Genomic DNA, 17,108 nt, shown 5'->3' with positions numbered 1-17,108 from the left:
GCAATCAGCGATCCGGGTTGCGCAGACGGCGGAACAGGCTGCGCTTCTTGAGCGGTTCGAACGTCTCCTCCGGCCCTTCGGGATCGAGAATCTCATTGTCGGCCAGCCATTCGCCGATGCAGGGCAGATTGGGGATTTCGTAGGGAAATAGCGTCTTTCCCTGGCCGCGAAGCGATTCGATCGTTTCGATCAGCGACCCGCTTTCCTTGAGCCGCGCCGCGACGCGTTCGGGAGGCACATCGAGATGCTCGCCGAGCAGTCCATTACGGATGCCCGCGATCGTTTCCTCCTCATCGGCATTTTCGGGCAGCGTCGCGTCGATCGTGATGTCGCATTCGGTGTCGAGCCGCATCGAGCGGTTGTTGAAGTTGGACGAGCCGACGCGCAGCACGCAATCGTCGACCACCGTCACTTTCGAATGGATATAGATTGGTTTCCCGCCGCGCGTGCGCGCATGGTAGAGGCGGAAACGGCTATATTTGTCGACCTGTTCGATGGCCTTCATCACTCGCGCGCGCGCCGTGTCCATCGCGATCGGCTCGAGCCAGCCTTCGGCGCTCACCGGATTGACGATGACGAATTCGGGGCCGTCGGGTTCCTGCAGCCGTTGCGCGATCGCCTCGGCGACCTTGCGTGAAGCGAAATACTGGCTTTCGGCATAGAAGCGCTTTTTCGTGCGCGCGATCAGGTCGAGATAGAGTTGCTCGATTTCGCGCACCGGCGGGCAATCGGGCATGTCGGGGCGCGAGCGCGAGATCGCGACCGTCGCGTCGGTAAAGCCGACTTCGAGCCCCTCGGGCCAGCACTGGTCGGCCGGTTCGGGCGGGGTAATCGGATCGCCGCCCGCGCGCTCCCAGCGTTCGCGGCACAGGTCGCCCAGATCCTTCGCCACCTTGCCCTTCAGCGCCGTGGTGGCGTCGTGCCAGGGGCCGTGGTCGTGCCCGGGCTGGCTGCGGCCGGGCTCATTGTCGCGATGATGGCGCGTGTCCCAGCGGTTCTTGGTCATGTCGATCCCCCCGCAAAAGGCGAGGCAATCGTCGACCACGACGATCTTTTGATGATGCGATCCGCCGACTGGATGAAAGCCGTCGAGCTTCACATGGATGCGCTTGTCGAGATGCCATTTGATCGTGGTCGCAAGCGTGGTGGGGTGGCTGAACGTGCCCAGCGCGCCGGTATCCCAGCGCAGGATATGAATATCGAGCTCGGGCCGGTTGCGCACCAGCCAGGACAGGAACGGCCCCACCTTGCGCGGAATGCCCGGATGGTCGGTCTCGTCAAAGGTCAGCGGAATGCGCGCGTCAAAATCCCAGCCGACAAGCAGAATCTGCCGCTTCGCCTGCAGCATCGCCGATCGCGCGGCGCGGAAATAGCGATCGGCGTCGATGATCACCGTCGCGCGATCGGCATGGCTGACGCGCCAGCAATTGCGGCCGGGCGTGAGCGGGTGGGGGGCGTTCTGCTCGGTCACGGGGTCAGAGGATCTCGCGAACCTTTTCGGGCGGGCGGCCGATCCGTACGCCCTTTTCGGTTTCGACCAGCGGGCGCTCGATCAGGATCGGGTCGGATGCCATCGCGTCGAGGATCGCGGCGTCGCTGGCCCCCTTCAGTGCCTTGGCGCCGTCCTCGGTCTTGCGCAGCCCGTCGGCGGGCGACATGCCGCCCTTGGCATAAAGCTCGCCCAGCTTTTCGGCGCTCGGCGGCGTCTTGAGATATTCGACGATCTCCACGTCGACACCCGGCGTATCGTTGAGGATCGCCAGTGTCTCGCGCGACTTGGAACAGCGCGGGTTGTGATAGATGGTCGCCTTCAAGATTCCGCTCCCCGGAAATTGGTGGTGGTGCAATACGCAAAGCTTCGCATTGAACGATGTTCCCTGCGATGCAAGCTTTGTGGCCTCCTTTTGCGAGGACCGCACCCATGACACGCCACATCGCGATCATCGACGGTCATCCCGATCCCGATCGGACGCGGTTCATCCACGCGCTCGCGGATGCCTATGCGGCTGGCGCTGAGGAGGCCGGGCATGATGTTGCGCGGATCGATCTTTCCACGCTCGACTTTCCGCTGCTGCGCTCGCGCGCGCAATGGACCAACGGCGCACCGCCGCCCGCGATCGCCAAAGCGCAGGCGGCGATCAGCGCTGCGGATCATCTGGTGATCCTCTATCCGCTGTGGCTCGGTGACGTGCCCGCCCTGCTCAAGGCATTTTTCGAGCAGATCGCGCGGCCCGGCTTCGCCATCGGCGAGGGTCGGATGCCGAAGCCGCTGCTCAAGGGCAAATCGGCGCGCGTCATTGTGACGATGGGGATGCCGGCGTTTTTCTATCGCTTCTACTATGGCGCGCACAGCGTGAAGAGCCTGAAGCGCAACATCCTCAAGCTCGCCGGAATCGCGCCGGTCCACGACACGCTGATCGGCAATGTCGAAAGCGAGGATTGCGATCGGGCCGACTGGCTCGATCGGATGGGCGCGCTGGGCAGCGAGGGGGCCTGAGCTTCAGCCTCCCCCAGCCTCCTTCGCCAGCCAGTCTTCGAGCCATTTGATCGTATAGGCCCCGTCCTGGAATTCGGGGTCGTCGATCAGGTCCTGGTGGAGCGGGATCGTCGTCTTGACGCCCTCGACCACGAATTCCTCGAGCGCGCGCCGCAGCCGCATGATGCAGCCTTCGCGCGTGCGGCCATAGACGATCAGCTTGGCGATCATGCTGTCGTAATAGGGCGGGATGCGATAGCCGCCGTAAATCCCGCTATCGACGCGGACATGCATGCCGCCGGGCGCGTGGAAATACGTGATCGTGCCGGGCGAGGGCATGAAAGTGCGCGGATCCTCTGCATTGATCCGGCATTCGATCGCATGGCCGCGAAATTCGAGCTCGTCCTGCGTGACCGACAGCGGCTCGCCCTCGGCGACGCGGATCTGTTCGCGGACCAGATCGACGCCGGTGATCATTTCGGTCACCGGATGCTCGACCTGCAGGCGCGTATTCATTTCGATGAAATAGAATTCGCCGTTTTCCCACAGGAACTCGATCGTGCCCGCACCGCGATAGCCCATGTCCGCCATCGCCTTGGAAACGATGCCGCCCATTCGCGCGCGTTCCTCGGCGGTGATGACGGGGGAGGGGGCCTCCTCCAGCACCTTCTGGTGGCGGCGCTGAAGAGAGCAGTCGCGTTCGCCCAGATGAATCGCATTGCCGTTGCCGTCGCCGAACACCTGAAATTCGATGTGGCGCGGATTGCCCAGATATTTTTCGAGATAGACAGTGGCGTCGCCGAACGCGGCCTTCGCCTCGCTGCCCGCCTGCTGCATCAACGATTCGAACTGGTCGGGCGAATTGCACACCTTCATGCCGCGCCCGCCGCCGCCGGACGCTGCCTTGATGATCACCGGATAGCCGATCTGCTCGGCCAGCTTCTTGGCTTCCTCGACATCGCTGATCGCGCCATCGGAGCCCGGGACGAGCGGCAGGCCGAGCGCGCCGGCGGTGCGCTTGGCCTCCACCTTGTCGCCCATGATGCGGATATGCTCGGGCTTGGGGCCGACGAACATGATGCCGTGCGCCTCGACGATTTCGGCAAAGCGGGCATTTTCGGACAGGAAGCCGTAGCCTGGGTGAATCGCGTCGGCGCCCGAGACTTCGGCCGCCGAAATGATGTTGGCGATGTTGAGATAGCTCTCGCCCGCGGGTGGCGGGCCGATGCAGATCGCTTCGTCGGCGAGGCGGACATGCATCGCATCGGCGTCGGCGGTGGAATGCACCGCGACGGTCTTGATGCCCATTTCATGGCAAGCGCGATGGATGCGCAACGCGATCTCGCCGCGATTGGCGATGAGCAGTTTCTTGATTTCAGGCATGCGAGGAAGTCCGGCGTGAACGGCGCAACGATCGTTTGCCCTGAGCTTGTCGCAGGGCCGTCCCGTTCTCCCGCATGGAAGAAGAAGGACGGGGCTTCGACAAGCTCAGCCCAAACGGATGCGGGAATTGAGATTCGGCAAGAGCGGTCGAGCCGCTCATTCGACCACGACCAGCGGCTGATCGAATTCGACCGGCTGGCCGTTTTCGACTAGCACCGCGGTGACCGTACCCGAAGCCGGGCAAGCGATCGAATTCATCACCTTCATCGCTTCGACGATCAGAAGCGTGTCGCCTGCCGCGACCTTCTGTCCGACCGAGACGAAATTCTTCGCGCCCGGTTCGGGGGCGAGATAGGCGGTGCCGACCATCGGCGACTTGACAGCATTTTCCTGGCTGGCCGGCATCGAGCCTTCGGAAGGGGCCGCGGCGGTGGGCGCTGCGGGTGCCGCAGCCGCCACGGGCGCCGGTGCAGGCGCATAGGCCGCAGGCGCAGCGGCGGTCATCGTCCGCGCGACTCGCACGCGGCGGTCGCCGTCTTCGACTTCGACTTCGCTCAGCTGCGTTTCATCGAGAACCGCGGCGAGCTGGCGCACGAGTTCGATATCGACTCGCATGCCGCCATGATCATGTTCCTTGGTCATCCGACCCTTCGTTTCTGTAGAAAGAAAAAGCGCCTGTTGTCAGAAGCGGGCCGCCGCTTCAAGCGCAAGCAGATAGGAAAGCGCGCCGAAGCCCGCGATGGTTCCGCGCGCGGCGCGCCCGACAAAGCTCTCGTGGCGGAAATCTTCGCGCGCCAGCGGATTGGAAAGATGGACTTCGATGACGGGCGTGCGAATGCCCTTGATCGCATCATGGAGGGCGATCGACGTATGCGTGAACGCACCGGCGTTGAGCAGCACCGCCTTTGCGTCATGCGCCTGCGCCTCGTGCAGCCAGTCGACCAGATGGCCCTCGTGATTCGATTGCCGCATGTCGATCGTCAGATCGAGATCGCGGGCGCGATCCTCGAGCATTCCGGCGATGTCGTCGAGCGTATCGCTCCCGTAAATCTCCGGTTCGCGCAGCCCCAGCAGGTTCAGATTGGGGCCGTTTAGGACATAGATGCTGTCGGCCATGATGCCTCTTGGTTGCGGGGTTCGGTGGCACCCCTATATGCGACGCGTAACGAACCGGGCCATGAAAGTCCCCCGTTCGCCCTGAGATTGTCGAAGGGCGGTACTTCTTCTTGCCAGCGGAGGAAAGAAGAAGGACGGGGCTTCGACAGGCCCAGCCCCAACGGAGGTCAGTTTCCAGTGCACACCGACGGTACCGTCAGCATCCGGGTCAATGGCGAGCACAAGCGCGTGCATGCCGGCCTTTCGATCGCGCAACTGGCGCAGGAGATGGGGCTGGTGCCCGAGAAGATCGCGGTCGAGCGCAATCTGGAAGTGGTACCGCGCTCGCAGCTCGGCGACGTGACGGTCGAGGATGGCGACGAGCTGGAAATCGTCCATTTCGTCGGCGGTGGCGATCATGTCGCGAAGACCGAAGACGATAGCTGGAGCGTCGCGGGCAAGACCTTCCGTTCGCGGCTGATCGTCGGCACCGGCAAGTACAAGGATTTCGAGCAGAACGCCGCCGCGGTCGAGGCATCGGGCGCGGAGATCGTCACCGTCGCGGTGCGCCGGGTGAACGTGTCCGACCCCAAGGCGCCGATGCTCACCGACTATATCGATCCCAAAAAGATCACCTATCTGCCCAACACCGCGGGCTGTTTCACCGCCGAGGACGCGATCCGCACGCTGCGGCTGGCGCGCGAGGCGGGCGGCTGGGATCTGGTCAAGCTCGAAGTGCTCGGCGAGGCGCGCACGCTCTATCCCGACATGGTCGAAACGATCCGCGCGACCGAAGTGCTCGCCAAGGAAGGCTTCAAGCCGATGGTCTATTGCGTCGACGATCCAATCGCGGCGAAGCGGCTGGAGAACGCCGGCGCGGTGGCGATCATGCCGCTCGGCGCGCCGATCGGATCGGGGCTGGGCATCCAGAACCGCGTGACGATCCGGCTGATCGTCGAGGGCGCGAACGTGCCGGTGCTGGTCGATGCCGGTGTCGGCACCGCGAGCGACGCGGCGGTGGCGATGGAACTGGGCTGCGACGGCGTGCTGATGAACACTGCGATCGCCGAGGCCAAGGACCCGCTGGCGATGGCGCGGGCAATGAAGCTTGCGGTCGAGGGCGGGCGACTGGCCTATCGCGCCGGACGGATGGGGCAGCGCAAATACGCCGATCCGTCGAGCCCGCTGGCGGGGCTGATCTAAGCCGCCCGCTGCACCCATCCCCGGTGGTGCTGAGCCTGTCGAATCACCGTACTTCTTCGTCGAGCCTCGCAAAAAAAAGTACCGCGCTTCGAGAAGCTCAGCGCAAACGGGGGTTCGGGCGGTGGCTCACTGCAAGTTGCGCGCGAGCCAGATGGCGCGGCCGCCCGTCGCCATGTCCTCGGGCGCATGAGCAATTTCAGTGAGTTTCAGCTCGGCAAACAGCGCCCGCACGCTGGTTGGGTCCAGCCCCTTATGATGTACGCCCGCCACGCGATCCTCGTCATGCGGGGGCGCGGTGGTGAACAACAATGTCCCCTTGGGCTCCAGCCACCCTGCGACGCGTGTGAGCAGAGCGGCCTGCTCCTCCGCCTCGAGATGATAGAGGCTGTCCCACAGGACGACGCCGTCAAATGCCCGGTCCATCGTGGCGGCGCGCATGTCCGCCTTCAGCCAGCGATGCGCGGGGAAGCGCGTGCGGGCCAGCGAAATCATCCGTTCCGACAAATCGATTCCGGTCAGTCGATGCCCCGAATCGATCAGATAGCGGTCGATCGGCTCGCCGCCGCCGCAGCCTAGATCGAGGATATGCGCCTGTCCGGGCAGGGCCAGCAGAAAACGATCCAGCCAGCCGCGTTCATCGAACCGGCCGCGCCGCGCCTTGTCCAAGCGGAGGGCGTTGCGTTCAAAATGATCCTCGACGCTGTCCTGCTTTTTGCGGCGACCGAACGGCATGCGCCTGCTCTCCCATGCCATTCCGGTGCGGCGACGTGCGGTACGGCATCGCGATGGCTACCGCGTGTGATGGAAGCGCCGGCCGGTGATATCAAGCCAGGGAAATGCCGGGATTGCTCAGGCGGGAACGTAGAAGGCCCAGAGCCCCTCGGGCATCTTGCTTGCCGCGAAGCGCACCGGGCGACGCGTGCTGCCGACTTCGCAGATCGAGAAGCTGTGGCGCTGACTCGAATCGAAAGGATGCGGCAGGCTGATCGTCTTGCCGCCGATCCAGCGCCATTCTTCCTTCCAGACGTCGATGCCGTCGATGATGCACCGGTCGCCCTCGCGTCCGAAATGCACGTCTACCCAGCCAGCCACGGTGTTTCTCCCTGTAGAAATACCCATCCATTATAGAGGGCAGGGGGAAGTCACCGGTGGCGGATCGCCGAAATCGTCGTTGCCGGCGTGATGTGTTCGATGTCGGTCTTCAGGTGCAGCAGCCGCAGTCCCTCTTGCGCCAATGCGCGATCTAGGGCGGGGGCGAATTCTTCCGTTGTCGCAACGGTTTCGGCCCATCCGCCATAGGCACGGGCGAGAGCGGCGAACTCGGGGTTGGACAGCGCCGTGCCGCTCGGCCGCGCGGGGTATTCGCGCTCCTGATGCATGCGGATCGTGCTGTAGCCGCCATTGTCGACCAGGATGACGAGCAGGTCCGCGCCATGCTGGACGGCGGTCGCCAGTTCCTGCCCGTTCATCAGGAAGTCGCCGTCCCCGGCGACCGCGACGGCGGTCTTGTCCGGGCAGCGCAGCGCGGCGGCGACGGCGGCGGGAACGCCATAGCCCATCGCGCCCGCGGTCGGCGCGAGCTGCGTGCCATAGCCGCCATAGCGCCAGTAGCGATGCCACCAGGCCGAGAAATTGCCCGCGCCGTTGCAGATGATCGTGCTCTCCGCATTCATCCGTTCACGCATTGCCAGAACGCATTGACCGAGATCGAGCGTAACGCCCTCGCGGGGCTTGGGCGTGGACCATTCGAGCCATTCGGCATGGGCTTCGGCGGCCCCGGCAAAGGGTTGTTCCGGGAAGTCGGCGGTGACGATTTCGACGGCGAATGCAGATGGCGTGGCGGCGATGGCGATATCGGCGCGATAGACGCGGTTAAGTTCACTGGGATCGGGGTGGACGTGAATCAGCGTCTGTCCGGGGTGATCCGGCGTGATCAGCGTATAGCCGTCGGTGGTCGCTTCGCCCAAACGGGCGCCAAGCGCGAAGATCAGATCGGCCTGTTTTATCCGCTCGACCAGCTTGGGATTGGGGCCATAGCCGAGATTTCCTGCCCAGCATTTGTCATCGTTGAAAAGTGCGTCCTGTCGACGGAAGGCACTGGCGACGGGAATGCCCCAACTCCGTGCGAAATAGCCGAACGCGGCTGAAGCTGCCAAATCCCACCCCGCTCCGCCGACAATCGCGATCGGGCGCTGAGCCTTTCGGAGCGCATGCAATACCGGCTGAAGCGAGTCCATCGGCGGATAGCTGTCGAGCGATGCAACCTTCGGCCGGTCCACCGCCTCCACCACATCGCACAGCATGTCCTCGGGCAGCGAAATCACCACCGGCCCCGGGCGCCCGCTGGTCGCGACGTTCCACGCCCGCGCCACATATTCGGGGATGCGCGCGGCATCGTCGATCCGCAGCGCCAGCTTGGCGAGTGGCGTGAACATCGCGACGAAATCGACTTCCTGAAAGCCTTCGCGGTCGCGCATGCCGCGATCGACGTCGCCGATGAAGAACAGCATCGGGATCGAATCCTGCATCGCCACATGCACGCCGATGCTGCCGTTTGTCGCACCCGGCCCGCGCGTGACGAAACACACGCCCGGCTTGCCGGTCAGCGCACCGTCGGCGCAGGCCATGAACGCCGCGCCGCCTTCCTGCCGGCACGTCACGACATCAATGTCGGGCACGTCGTGCAGCGCGTCGAGCACCGCGAGGAAGCTCTCGCCCGGAACCTGGAAAATCCGGTCGCAACCTTGTGCTACAAGATTGTCGACAAGAATGCGTCCGCCATTTCGTGCTTGGCTCATGCATCGGGTCTAGCGGTGATGGCACGCGAAGGAAATGCGCGCGGAAGGTTCGAAAGCCTAGCCGGCGCCCATCGCGCTCGCGCTGTTCTTGTCCAGCGTGTCGGACTCATCGTCGGAAAACAGCCAGCGTTCGGCAGCGCCAGGCTCGACGAAAAGGCGCGCGACGCGGTGCTGCGCGACGCGCATCAGCTGCATTCGCGCGAGCGAGGGCGGACAGACAAACGCCATTTTTCGCGAACGATAGCGGTTGTCATCCATCATCGTGGCAAAGGCGACAACCGTTTCCGGGGGCTGGATCTTCATTTCGCGGACGTCCGCGAGCGTGAGGTGTCGGTTTGGCGGACAGCCCAGCTTCACCAGCGCTTCGGCGCGAGCACCGGCCAGCCGGGCTACGTCCTCGGGCGCGTAAAAACCGCCCAACGACAGCTTCAGGAGATTGCGGGACATGTCGATGTCCACTGTGAAATAAGCTTGCATGATCGTGCAGCTACGTTCGAAACCCCCTATCGGTTCCGACAGGGGTGTGCCGACGCGGAGACGCCAGCCATGAAGTTGAAGGTTGATTCAGGTTCGCTTGACCAGGCGCGGTCCCCCCGATTATCGCGTCGGCAATCGAGGGAGAGAATCGCGCATGAAGAAGCTCTATCCGAACGCCGAAGCGGCGCTGGACGGTCTGTTGTTCGACGGCATGATGCTCTGCGCGGGGGGCTTTGGCCTGTGCGGCATCCCCGAGCGGCTGATCGACGCGATCCAGGCCTCTGGCGTGAAGGACCTCACCATCGCCTCGAACAATGCCGGGATCGACAATGAAGGCCTCGGCAAGCTGCTGCGCAGCAAGCAGGTCAAGAAAATGATCTCTTCCTATGTCGGCGAGAACAAGGAGTTCGAACGCCAGTTCCTGTCGGGCGAGCTCGAAGTCGAATTCTGCCCGCAGGGCACGCTCGCCGAGCGCTGCCGCGCCGGCGGCGCGGGCATTCCCGGCTTCTACACCAAGACCGGCGTCGGCACGAAAGTGGCCGAGGGCAAGGAAGTGAAGGTCTTTGACGGCGAGGAATATATCCTCGAGCGCGGCATCCGCGCCGACCTGTCGATCGTCAAGGGCTGGAAGGCGGACGAGGCGGGCAATCTGATCTTCCGCAAGACCGCGCGCAATTTCAACCAGCCGATGGCGACCGCGAGCGACATCTGCGTCGCCGAAGTCGAGGAAGTGGTGCCGGTGGGCAGTCTCGACCCCGATTGCGTTCACATTCCCGGCATTTACGTGAAGCGGATGATCGTCGGAGCGCCCTACGACAAGAAGATCGAATTCCGCACCGTGCGCGAGCGCGAAACGGCATGAGCCGCGCGCTCGCCGCGCTGGGAATATCGCTGGCGCTGGCAGGCTGTGTTTCCGGCGCCGACAGGGCCGTTCCCGAACCGGTGTCGGCGGCGCCCGCGCTGCCGCCCGAAACGATGCGCTGGCTCTATGGCTCGGGCGAGGCCGCCGCGCTTTCGATCCAGACATTTCGCTGGATCGCCGACTATGCGCTCGCCAATGGCGGTGCCGATGCGCGCAGCGTGATCCTGGCGCCCGGTGCCACGCCGCGCGCGCCGAGCTTCACCGATTGCGGGGAAAAGCCGCGTGCGGTGGTGTTCGATGTCGACGAAACGCTGCTGCTCAACCTCGGCTATGAATATTGGCAGGCGTCGACGGGCAGCGGCTATGACAGTGCCGTCTGGGACGAATGGGAACGTACCGGCACGCAGGCGGTCGCTCCGGTGCCCGGGGCCGTCACGGCGCTGCGCCGCATTCGTGCGGGCGGGATGACCGTGGTGTTCAACACCAATCGCCAGGCAGCCAATGCCGAGGGGACGATCGCCGCGCTCGATCATGCCGGGCTCGGTCCGGCGGTGCACGGCGAGACGCTGTTCCTGAAGGGCGACGACGCGATGGGATCGGCCAAGGACGGCCGCCGCGCGACGATCGCCGCGCGCTATTGCGTGGTCGCTATGGCGGGCGACAATCTGGGTGACTTTTCCGATCGCTTTAACGATGCCGATCTCGCCGCTGACGCCCGCCGCCGCATGGCGGGATCGGGCGCGTCCGCACAGGGGCTGTGGGGCATGGGCTGGTTCGTCCTGCCCAATCCGGTCTACGGCGCGTCGCTGAAGGGCGATTTCGACAGCGTGTTCCCGGCCGATGTTCGGTGGATGCCGGAGGCAGGTGGCGACTGATGGCGGGCGGCGGCGTTCCTTCGCGCACCGGCGGGGTGCTGCGCATGGGCGTCGCGCTGGCGCCGCTGATGCTGTTGCAGGCATGTATCGCCGCGGCACTGCCGACAGTGGCCGATCGGATTCGCGCGGGTGACGCCGCCGCCGATGCCTCCGCCGCAGTCGAAAGCGGGACACGTGGAGACAGGGAAATGCTTCTCATTCCCGCGCCGCCGGCGTCGCGCTCGCTTCCGCCGCTCGAGGGCGACGATCGTCCGCCTCCCGAGGAAGCGGTGGCAACGGCGGAAGTTGTCGCTGCGGACGGCGAGATCGAGATGCCGCCGCCGGTGGCCGGATCTGCCGAAGGCGCCGCGCACAGCATCCAGGCGTGGCAGACGCTCTACGGCTGGCTGTCCGACCGTGCCGAGAATCGGCAGGCCAATTTCTCTATGGTGCTGACTGCCGACGCGACTCCCGCCGCGCCCGAATTCATGCCGTGCGAAATGCTTCCGCTGGCGATGATCGTGCGCGTCGGCGGCGGGACGTTCGGTTCGGCTGCGCGCCCGCGCCCGCTGGTCGCCTCGCCGGGGGCAGTCGAAACGCTCGATGCCACCGCCCGGCTCGATATCGCCGTCGTCTATCTGGCCGATGTTCTCGATGGACAGGAGGCCGGGCTGCGCGCGGCGCTGGCGAAGGCCGGAATCGATCCGGGCGCGCGCGGCGATACGCTGTGGCTGGTCGAGGACGGTGCCTCGGCCGACGCGGTGCGGCAGGACATAGCGCGGCGCTATTGCGTTGTTGCCCTCACGGGTGAGCGCCTTTCCGATTTCAGCGAGTTGTTTGCCGCGCAAGGCGATGCGACACTGCGTCGCAACAGCGCGGCGGCGAGCATGCTCGCGCCGATGTGGGGGCAGGGATGGTTTCTCCTGCCGCCCCTTTTGATGCCGGCCGAAACGGAAGCCGAGGGGCTTCCCGCTTCGCCCGAAGACCCGACAACCGAGGAGTGATGTGATGCCCTGGACCCGTGATCAGATGGCCGCCCGCGCCGCGCAGGAACTGGAGGATGGTTTCTACGTCAATCTGGGGATCGGCATTCCCACGCTCGTCGCCAACCATATTCCTGAAGGCGTCGAAGTAACGCTGCAGTCGGAAAACGGCATGCTCGGCATCGGCCCGTTTCCCTATGACGATCAGGTCGATCCCGATCTGATCAACGCGGGCAAGCAGACGATCAGCGAGCTGCCCCAGTCGGTCTTTTTCGGATCGGACCAGAGCTTCGCGATGATCCGCGGCGGCCATATCGACCTGACCGTGCTCGGCGCGATGGAAGTCAGCCAGGACGGCGACATCGCCAACTGGATGATCCCCGGCAAGATGATCAAGGGAATGGGCGGCGCGATGGATCTGGTCGCGGGCGTCAAGAAGATCATCGTGGTGATGGAGCATTGCGCCAAATCGGGCGATCCCAAGTTTATCCCCGAATGCACGCTGCCGCTGACCGGCAGGAATGTCGTCGACATGATCATCACCGATCTGTGCGTTTTCCAGCGCGCCGATCACGATAGTCCGTTCCGGCTGGTCGAACTCGCACCGGGCGTCACCGCCGAGGAAGTCGCGGAGAAGACGACGGCGTCCTACGAGGTGGCGCTCGAAGCGGCCTGAGCCGTTTCCCGGCCAGCGGGTTGATCTGCCGCGCCGCATGACCTAATGCGCGCCCGCCGCGTGATGTTGCGGCGCAGCAATCGACAATCCGGGAAAAGGGCGGCGAAGGGCAGACGCAATTCGCCGCGACGGGAAACAGCATGGCCGACGCGCATATCAATTTCGCCTCCGACATTCGTCGTGACTGGCTGACCAATCCGTGGCGGGAATTCCTGTCGGGGCTGGTCGTCGCGCTGGCGCTGATTCCCGAAGCGATCGGCTTTTCGATCATCGCCGGCGTCGATCCGGCGGTGGGGCTTTATGCCAGCTTCTCGATCGCGGTGATCATTTCTATCACCGGTGGGCGGCCGGGGATGATCTCGGCGGCGACGGCGGCGGTGGCGGTGCTGGTCGGGCCGCTGGTGCGCGAACATGGCGTCGAATATCTGTTCGCCGCGACCATCCTGATGGGCGTATTTCAGGGGCTTGCCGCGTTGCTGCGGCTCAACCTGCTGATGCGCTTCGTGTCGCGATCGGTGATCACCGGGTTCGTTAACGCGCTCGCCATCCTGATCTTCATGGCGCAGCTGCCGCAGCTCACCAATGTCGGCTGGGAAACCTATGCGCTGGTGCTGGCGGGACTCGCGATCATCTATCTGCTGCCGCGCGTGACAACCGCCGTGCCATCGCCGCTGGTGGCGATCGTGCTCTTGTCGATCTTCACCATCACGATGGGCACCGACGTCCACACGGTGGGCGGCATGGGCACGTTGCCCAGCACGCTGCCGATGTTCCACTTGCCGGCCGTCCCGTTCACCTTCGAGACGTTCCAGATCGTCGCGCCGACCGCGCTCGGCATGGCCGCGGTGGGCCTGCTCGAGTCGCTGCTGACGGCGGAGATCGTCGACGACATGACCGAGACGCGCTCGGACAAGCAGCGCGAATGCCTGGGGCAGGGGATTGCCAATTTCTTCACCGGCTTCATCGGCGGCATGGGTGGCTGCGCGATGATCGGCCAGTCGGTGATCAACGTGAAGTCGGGCGGGCGCCGTCGCCTGTCGACTTTCGTCGCGGGGATCATGCTGCTGGTGCTGATGGTCGCGCTCAATCCGCTGGTTCGTCAGGTGCCGATGCCCTCGCTCGTCGCGGTGATGATCTTCGTGTCGATCAGCACCTTCCGCTGGCAGAGCTTCACCGAAATCACGCACCATCCGATGCCGTCGAGCGCAGTGATGATCGCGACGGTCGTGACGGTGGTCTGGTCGCACAATCTGTCGCTCGGCGTGCTGGTCGGCGTGCTGCTCTCGGGCATCTTCTTCGCGGGCAAGGTGCGCAAGCTGGTGACGCTCGAAACGATGCGCACGCCCGACGGCAAGGAGCGCCGCTACATCATCGGCGGCCAGATCTTCTTCGCTTCGACCGACCGGATCATGGAAATGATCCGCTTCCGCGAGGAAGGCGTGGAGAAGGTGGTGATCGACCTGACTGACGCGCATTTCTGGGACATTTCGGCGACGGGCGTGCTCGACAAGGTGGTGCTGCGGCTGCGCGGCGAAGGCAAGACGGTCGAAGTGCTCGGCCTCAACCAGGCGAGTGCGACGCTGGTCGAGAAATATGGCGAGCATGACAAGCCGTTCGAATCGCTGGGAGTTGTCGGGCACTGATGAGGCGTCGCGGCCAGTAGCCTGCGCTTGCCCCATAGACTTCGTCACCCTGAACTCGTTTCACGGTCCATTTCCCCGCTTGCGCGGACGGCGCTTGTTGCACGGTGGATGCTGAAACGAGTTCAGCATGACGGTTTGGCCTGTTCGGTGTGTATCGCCTCCATTATGCGCCTCGCGAGGAGGCGACCCATGCGCATATTGCTTACCGGATCATCGGGCTGGCTCGGCCGCTATCTCGCGCCGATGTTGCGGGCGCGGGGGCATGAGGTCACCGGCCTTGATGTCGCGCCGGGTGTCGATACCCAGGTGCAGGGATCGGTCGCCGATCGCGCGCTGGTCGAGAGGACCTTCGGTGAGCATGGTATCGAGGCGGTCATCCATGCCGGCGCGCTGCACAAGCCCGATATCGTCCGCTATCCCGCGCAGGCCTTCGTCGACGTCAATGTCACCGGCACGCTCAACCTCGTCGAGGCGGCGGTCGCGGCGGGGCATGACCGGTTCGTCTTTACCTCGACCACGTCGCTGATGATCAGCCAGGGGATCCGCGACGAGCGCGCCGATCATGCCGTGTGGCTCGACGAAACGAGCGGGCCGATCGAACCGCGTAATATCTATGGTGTCACCAAACACGCCGCCGAAAATCTCTGCCGTCTCGCGCATCTCGAGCAGGGGCTGAACGCGGTCGTACTGCGCACCAGCCGTTTCTTCCCCGAAGAGGATGATACGCATCGCACGCTTTCGGGCGAGAATATGAAGGCGAACGAGTTTCTCCATCGCCGCCTGACGGTGGAGGATGCCGCGCGGGCGCATATCGTAGCGCTGGAAAAGGCGCCGGATGTCGGCTTCGGGACGTTCATCGTCTCCGCGCCGCCGCCCTTCGCGCGCGCGGATGTGGCCGAACTGAAACGCGATTCCTCCGCCGTCATCGCACGCTATTTTCCCGACGCCCCCGAGCTCTACGCCGCGCGCGGCTGGACGCTGCCCGCGAGCATCGGGCGGGTCTATGATCCGGGCCTGGCCGAGCGGCGGATGGGGTGGCGCGCGCAGACAGATTTCCGGGCGGTGCTCGATGCGATGGCGCGCGGCGATACGCTACCGCTGCCCCACGACGCCGCCTATGTCTCGCCCGAGGAGCAGCCGGAACACTGCTGAAACGCTCGCGCCCCGTAACTTTCTGTCGCCTTCCCTTGCCTTCGCGCAGCATCGGACTAAACCGCGCGCATCATGGCAACCAAACCGCAAACGCTTTACGAAAAGATCTGGGCCGATCATGTCGTGGAACGCCGCGACGACGGCACCTGCCTTGTCTATATCGACCGCCATCTCGTCCATGAAGTGACGAGCCCGCAGGCATTCGAGGGGCTACGCTCGGCGGGGCGCCCGGTGCGGCGTCCCGATCTTACGCTCGCGGTGCCCGACCATAATCTGCCGACGACGCCGCGTGTCGATGCGGCGGGCAAGCCGCTGCCGATCGCCGACCCGCAGAGCGCGGCGCAGCTCGATGCGCTCCGCGCCAACACCGCCGAATTCGGCATCACCTATATCGATGCGCTCGATGCCGCGCAGGGGATCGTCCATGTCGTGGGCCCCGAACAGGGGTTCACGCTGCCGGGAACGACGCTCGTCTGCGGCGACAGCCACACCGCCGCGCATGGTGCGCTGGGCGCGCTTGCCTTCGGCATCGGGACGAGCGAAGTCGAGCATGTGCTGGCGACGCAGACGCTGCTGCTCAGCCAGTCGAAATCGATGGAAGTCCGCGTCGAGGGGAAGCTCGGCTTCGGCGTTTCGGCCAAGGACGTTATCCTGGCGGTGATCGGCAGGATCGGCGCGGCGGGCGGCACCGGCTATGTCATCGAATATACCGGCGACACATTTCGTGACATGTCGATCGAGGGCCGGCTGACCGTCTCCAATATGTCGATCGAGGGCGGCGCTCGCGCTGGCTTGATCGCACCCGACGAAAAGACGTTCGCATATCTCAAAGGGCGCCCGCTCGCGCCGGCGGGCGAGGCATGGGAGCGCGCGCTCGCCTATTGGCGGACGCTGCCGACTGATCCGGGCGCCAGCTATGATCGCAGCGTCCGATTGTCGGCGAGCGAGATCGCGCCGTCGCTCACCTGGGGAACGAGCCCCGAGGACGTCGTGCCGATTACCGGCGTCGTGCCCGACCCGGAAAGTTTCGAGGATCCTTCCAAGCGCAAGGCCGCGCGGAAATCGCTCGACTATATGGGGCTGACGCCCGGCACGGCGATGCAGGATATTCCGGTCGAGCATGTCTTCATCGGATCGTGCACCAACAGCCGGATCGAGGATCTGCGCGCCGCGGCGGAAGTGGTGAAGGGGCGCAAGGTTGCCGATCGCATCCGTCAGGCGCTGATCGTACCCGGATCGGGACTGGTAAAGCGGCAGGCGGAACAAGAAGGACTCGACCGCGTATTTATCGAAGCAGGGTTCGACTGGCGCGAACCGGGCTGTTCGATGTGTCTCGCGATGAACCCGGACAAAGTACCCGCCGGCGAACGTTGTGCTTCCACTTCGAATCGAAATTTTGTAGGACGTCAGGGGCCTGGGGCTCGGACACATCTGGTTTCGCCAGCAATGGCGGCCGCGGCGGCAGTTACGGGTAGACTTGCCGATGTCCGGGATCTGATGGGCTAG

At 64.6% G+C, this 17,108-nt stretch carries 18 protein-coding genes; 9 read left to right on the top strand and 9 right to left on the bottom strand.

Annotated elements, in window-relative coordinates; genetic code table 11:
- Positions 1–4 precede the first annotated feature (4 nt).
- Entirely contained in the window at positions 5–1,471 is a 1,467-nt protein-coding gene (locus G5C33_RS16530; protein ID WP_165328147.1) for a phospholipase D-like domain-containing protein, read from the bottom strand.
- 4 nt (positions 1,472–1,475) lie between these two features.
- The gene (gene arsC, locus G5C33_RS16525) at positions 1,476–1,814 is read right to left on the bottom strand and encodes an arsenate reductase (glutaredoxin) (RefSeq protein ID WP_165328146.1); all 339 of its coding nucleotides are present in this window, start codon (positions 1,812–1,814) and stop codon (positions 1,476–1,478) included.
- Between the two features lie 107 nt (positions 1,815–1,921).
- Between arsC and G5C33_RS16520 the strand changes: the two genes are divergently transcribed.
- Positions 1,922–2,497, top strand: coding sequence for an NAD(P)H-dependent oxidoreductase (locus tag G5C33_RS16520; protein WP_165328145.1), 576 nt, complete (start codon positions 1,922–1,924; stop codon positions 2,495–2,497).
- Positions 2,498–2,500: 3 nt separating this feature from the next.
- Here G5C33_RS16520 and accC read toward each other — a convergent pair whose 3' ends face one another.
- The 3 genes from accC to aroQ form a co-directional block, all read right to left on the bottom strand.
- Positions 2,501–3,859, bottom strand: a complete 1,359-nt coding sequence (gene accC, locus G5C33_RS16515) for an acetyl-CoA carboxylase biotin carboxylase subunit (RefSeq protein WP_165328144.1) — start codon at positions 3,857–3,859, stop codon at positions 2,501–2,503.
- Between the two features lie 156 nt (positions 3,860–4,015).
- On the bottom strand, positions 4,016–4,501 hold the full coding sequence (gene accB, locus G5C33_RS16510; protein WP_165328143.1) for an acetyl-CoA carboxylase biotin carboxyl carrier protein: 486 nt from the start codon (positions 4,499–4,501) through the stop codon (positions 4,016–4,018).
- A gap of 39 nt (positions 4,502–4,540) precedes the next feature.
- Positions 4,541–4,975 (bottom strand): type II 3-dehydroquinate dehydratase, encoded by a 435-nt coding sequence (gene aroQ / locus G5C33_RS16505; protein ID WP_165328142.1) that lies wholly within the window; start codon positions 4,973–4,975, stop codon positions 4,541–4,543.
- 177 nt (positions 4,976–5,152) lie between these two features.
- Here aroQ and thiS point away from each other — a divergent pair, with 177 nt between their 5' ends.
- Positions 5,153–6,157 carry a sulfur carrier protein ThiS gene (gene thiS / locus G5C33_RS16500; protein WP_165328141.1) on the top strand — a complete coding sequence of 335 codons (1,005 nt, stop codon included), beginning with the start codon at positions 5,153–5,155 and terminating at the stop codon, positions 6,155–6,157.
- Between the two features lie 126 nt (positions 6,158–6,283).
- Here thiS and G5C33_RS16495 read toward each other — a convergent pair whose 3' ends face one another.
- From G5C33_RS16495 to G5C33_RS16480, 4 genes are all read right to left on the bottom strand, one after another.
- A complete protein-coding gene (locus G5C33_RS16495) occupies positions 6,284–6,889 on the bottom strand; it encodes a class I SAM-dependent DNA methyltransferase (RefSeq protein WP_165328140.1) in 606 nt (201 codons plus the stop codon).
- Between the two features lie 117 nt (positions 6,890–7,006).
- On the bottom strand, positions 7,007–7,249 hold the full coding sequence (locus G5C33_RS16490; RefSeq protein ID WP_228275104.1) for a hypothetical protein: 243 nt from the start codon (positions 7,247–7,249) through the stop codon (positions 7,007–7,009).
- A 50-nt stretch (positions 7,250–7,299) separates the two neighbouring features.
- On the bottom strand, positions 7,300–8,955 hold the full coding sequence (locus tag G5C33_RS16485) for a thiamine pyrophosphate-binding protein (protein WP_165328138.1): 1,656 nt from the start codon (positions 8,953–8,955) through the stop codon (positions 7,300–7,302).
- Between the two features lie 57 nt (positions 8,956–9,012).
- Positions 9,013–9,414, bottom strand: a complete 402-nt coding sequence (locus tag G5C33_RS16480) for a hypothetical protein (protein ID WP_165328137.1) — start codon at positions 9,412–9,414, stop codon at positions 9,013–9,015.
- Positions 9,415–9,586: 172 nt separating this feature from the next.
- Here G5C33_RS16480 and G5C33_RS16475 point away from each other — a divergent pair, with 172 nt between their 5' ends.
- The 7 genes from G5C33_RS16475 (at position 9,587) to leuC (ending at position 17,108) form a co-directional block, all read left to right on the top strand.
- Complete coding sequence (locus tag G5C33_RS16475) at positions 9,587–10,294, top strand: CoA transferase subunit A (protein ID WP_165328136.1); 708 nt, start codon at positions 9,587–9,589, stop codon at positions 10,292–10,294.
- Positions 10,291–11,169 (top strand): 5'-nucleotidase, lipoprotein e(P4) family, encoded by an 879-nt coding sequence (locus tag G5C33_RS16470; protein ID WP_165328135.1) that lies wholly within the window; start codon positions 10,291–10,293, stop codon positions 11,167–11,169. Before G5C33_RS16475 ends, G5C33_RS16470 begins: the two co-directional genes overlap by 4 nt.
- Positions 11,169–12,152, top strand: a complete 984-nt coding sequence (locus tag G5C33_RS16465; protein WP_165328134.1) for an HAD family hydrolase — start codon at positions 11,169–11,171, stop codon at positions 12,150–12,152. The genes G5C33_RS16470 and G5C33_RS16465 overlap by 1 nt, the downstream gene beginning before the upstream one ends.
- Before the next feature lie 4 nt (positions 12,153–12,156).
- A complete protein-coding gene (locus G5C33_RS16460) occupies positions 12,157–12,807 on the top strand; it encodes a CoA transferase subunit B (RefSeq protein ID WP_165328133.1) in 651 nt (216 codons plus the stop codon).
- Between the two features lie 140 nt (positions 12,808–12,947).
- Entirely contained in the window at positions 12,948–14,450 is a 1,503-nt protein-coding gene (locus tag G5C33_RS16455; protein WP_165328132.1) for a SulP family inorganic anion transporter, read from the top strand.
- A 189-nt stretch (positions 14,451–14,639) separates the two neighbouring features.
- Entirely contained in the window at positions 14,640–15,602 is a 963-nt protein-coding gene (locus tag G5C33_RS16450; protein WP_165328131.1) for an NAD-dependent epimerase/dehydratase family protein, read from the top strand.
- 72 nt (positions 15,603–15,674) lie between these two features.
- Complete coding sequence (gene leuC, locus G5C33_RS16445) at positions 15,675–17,108, top strand: 3-isopropylmalate dehydratase large subunit (protein ID WP_165328130.1); 1,434 nt, start codon at positions 15,675–15,677, stop codon at positions 17,106–17,108.

This window comes from Sphingosinithalassobacter tenebrarum, from assembly GCF_011057975.1.
Taxonomy (GTDB): Bacteria; Pseudomonadota; Alphaproteobacteria; order Sphingomonadales; family Sphingomonadaceae; genus Sphingomonas; species Sphingomonas tenebrarum.
The sequence above is the reverse complement of the archived record's forward strand: the minus strand, read 5'-3'. Positions and strand labels throughout refer to the sequence as shown.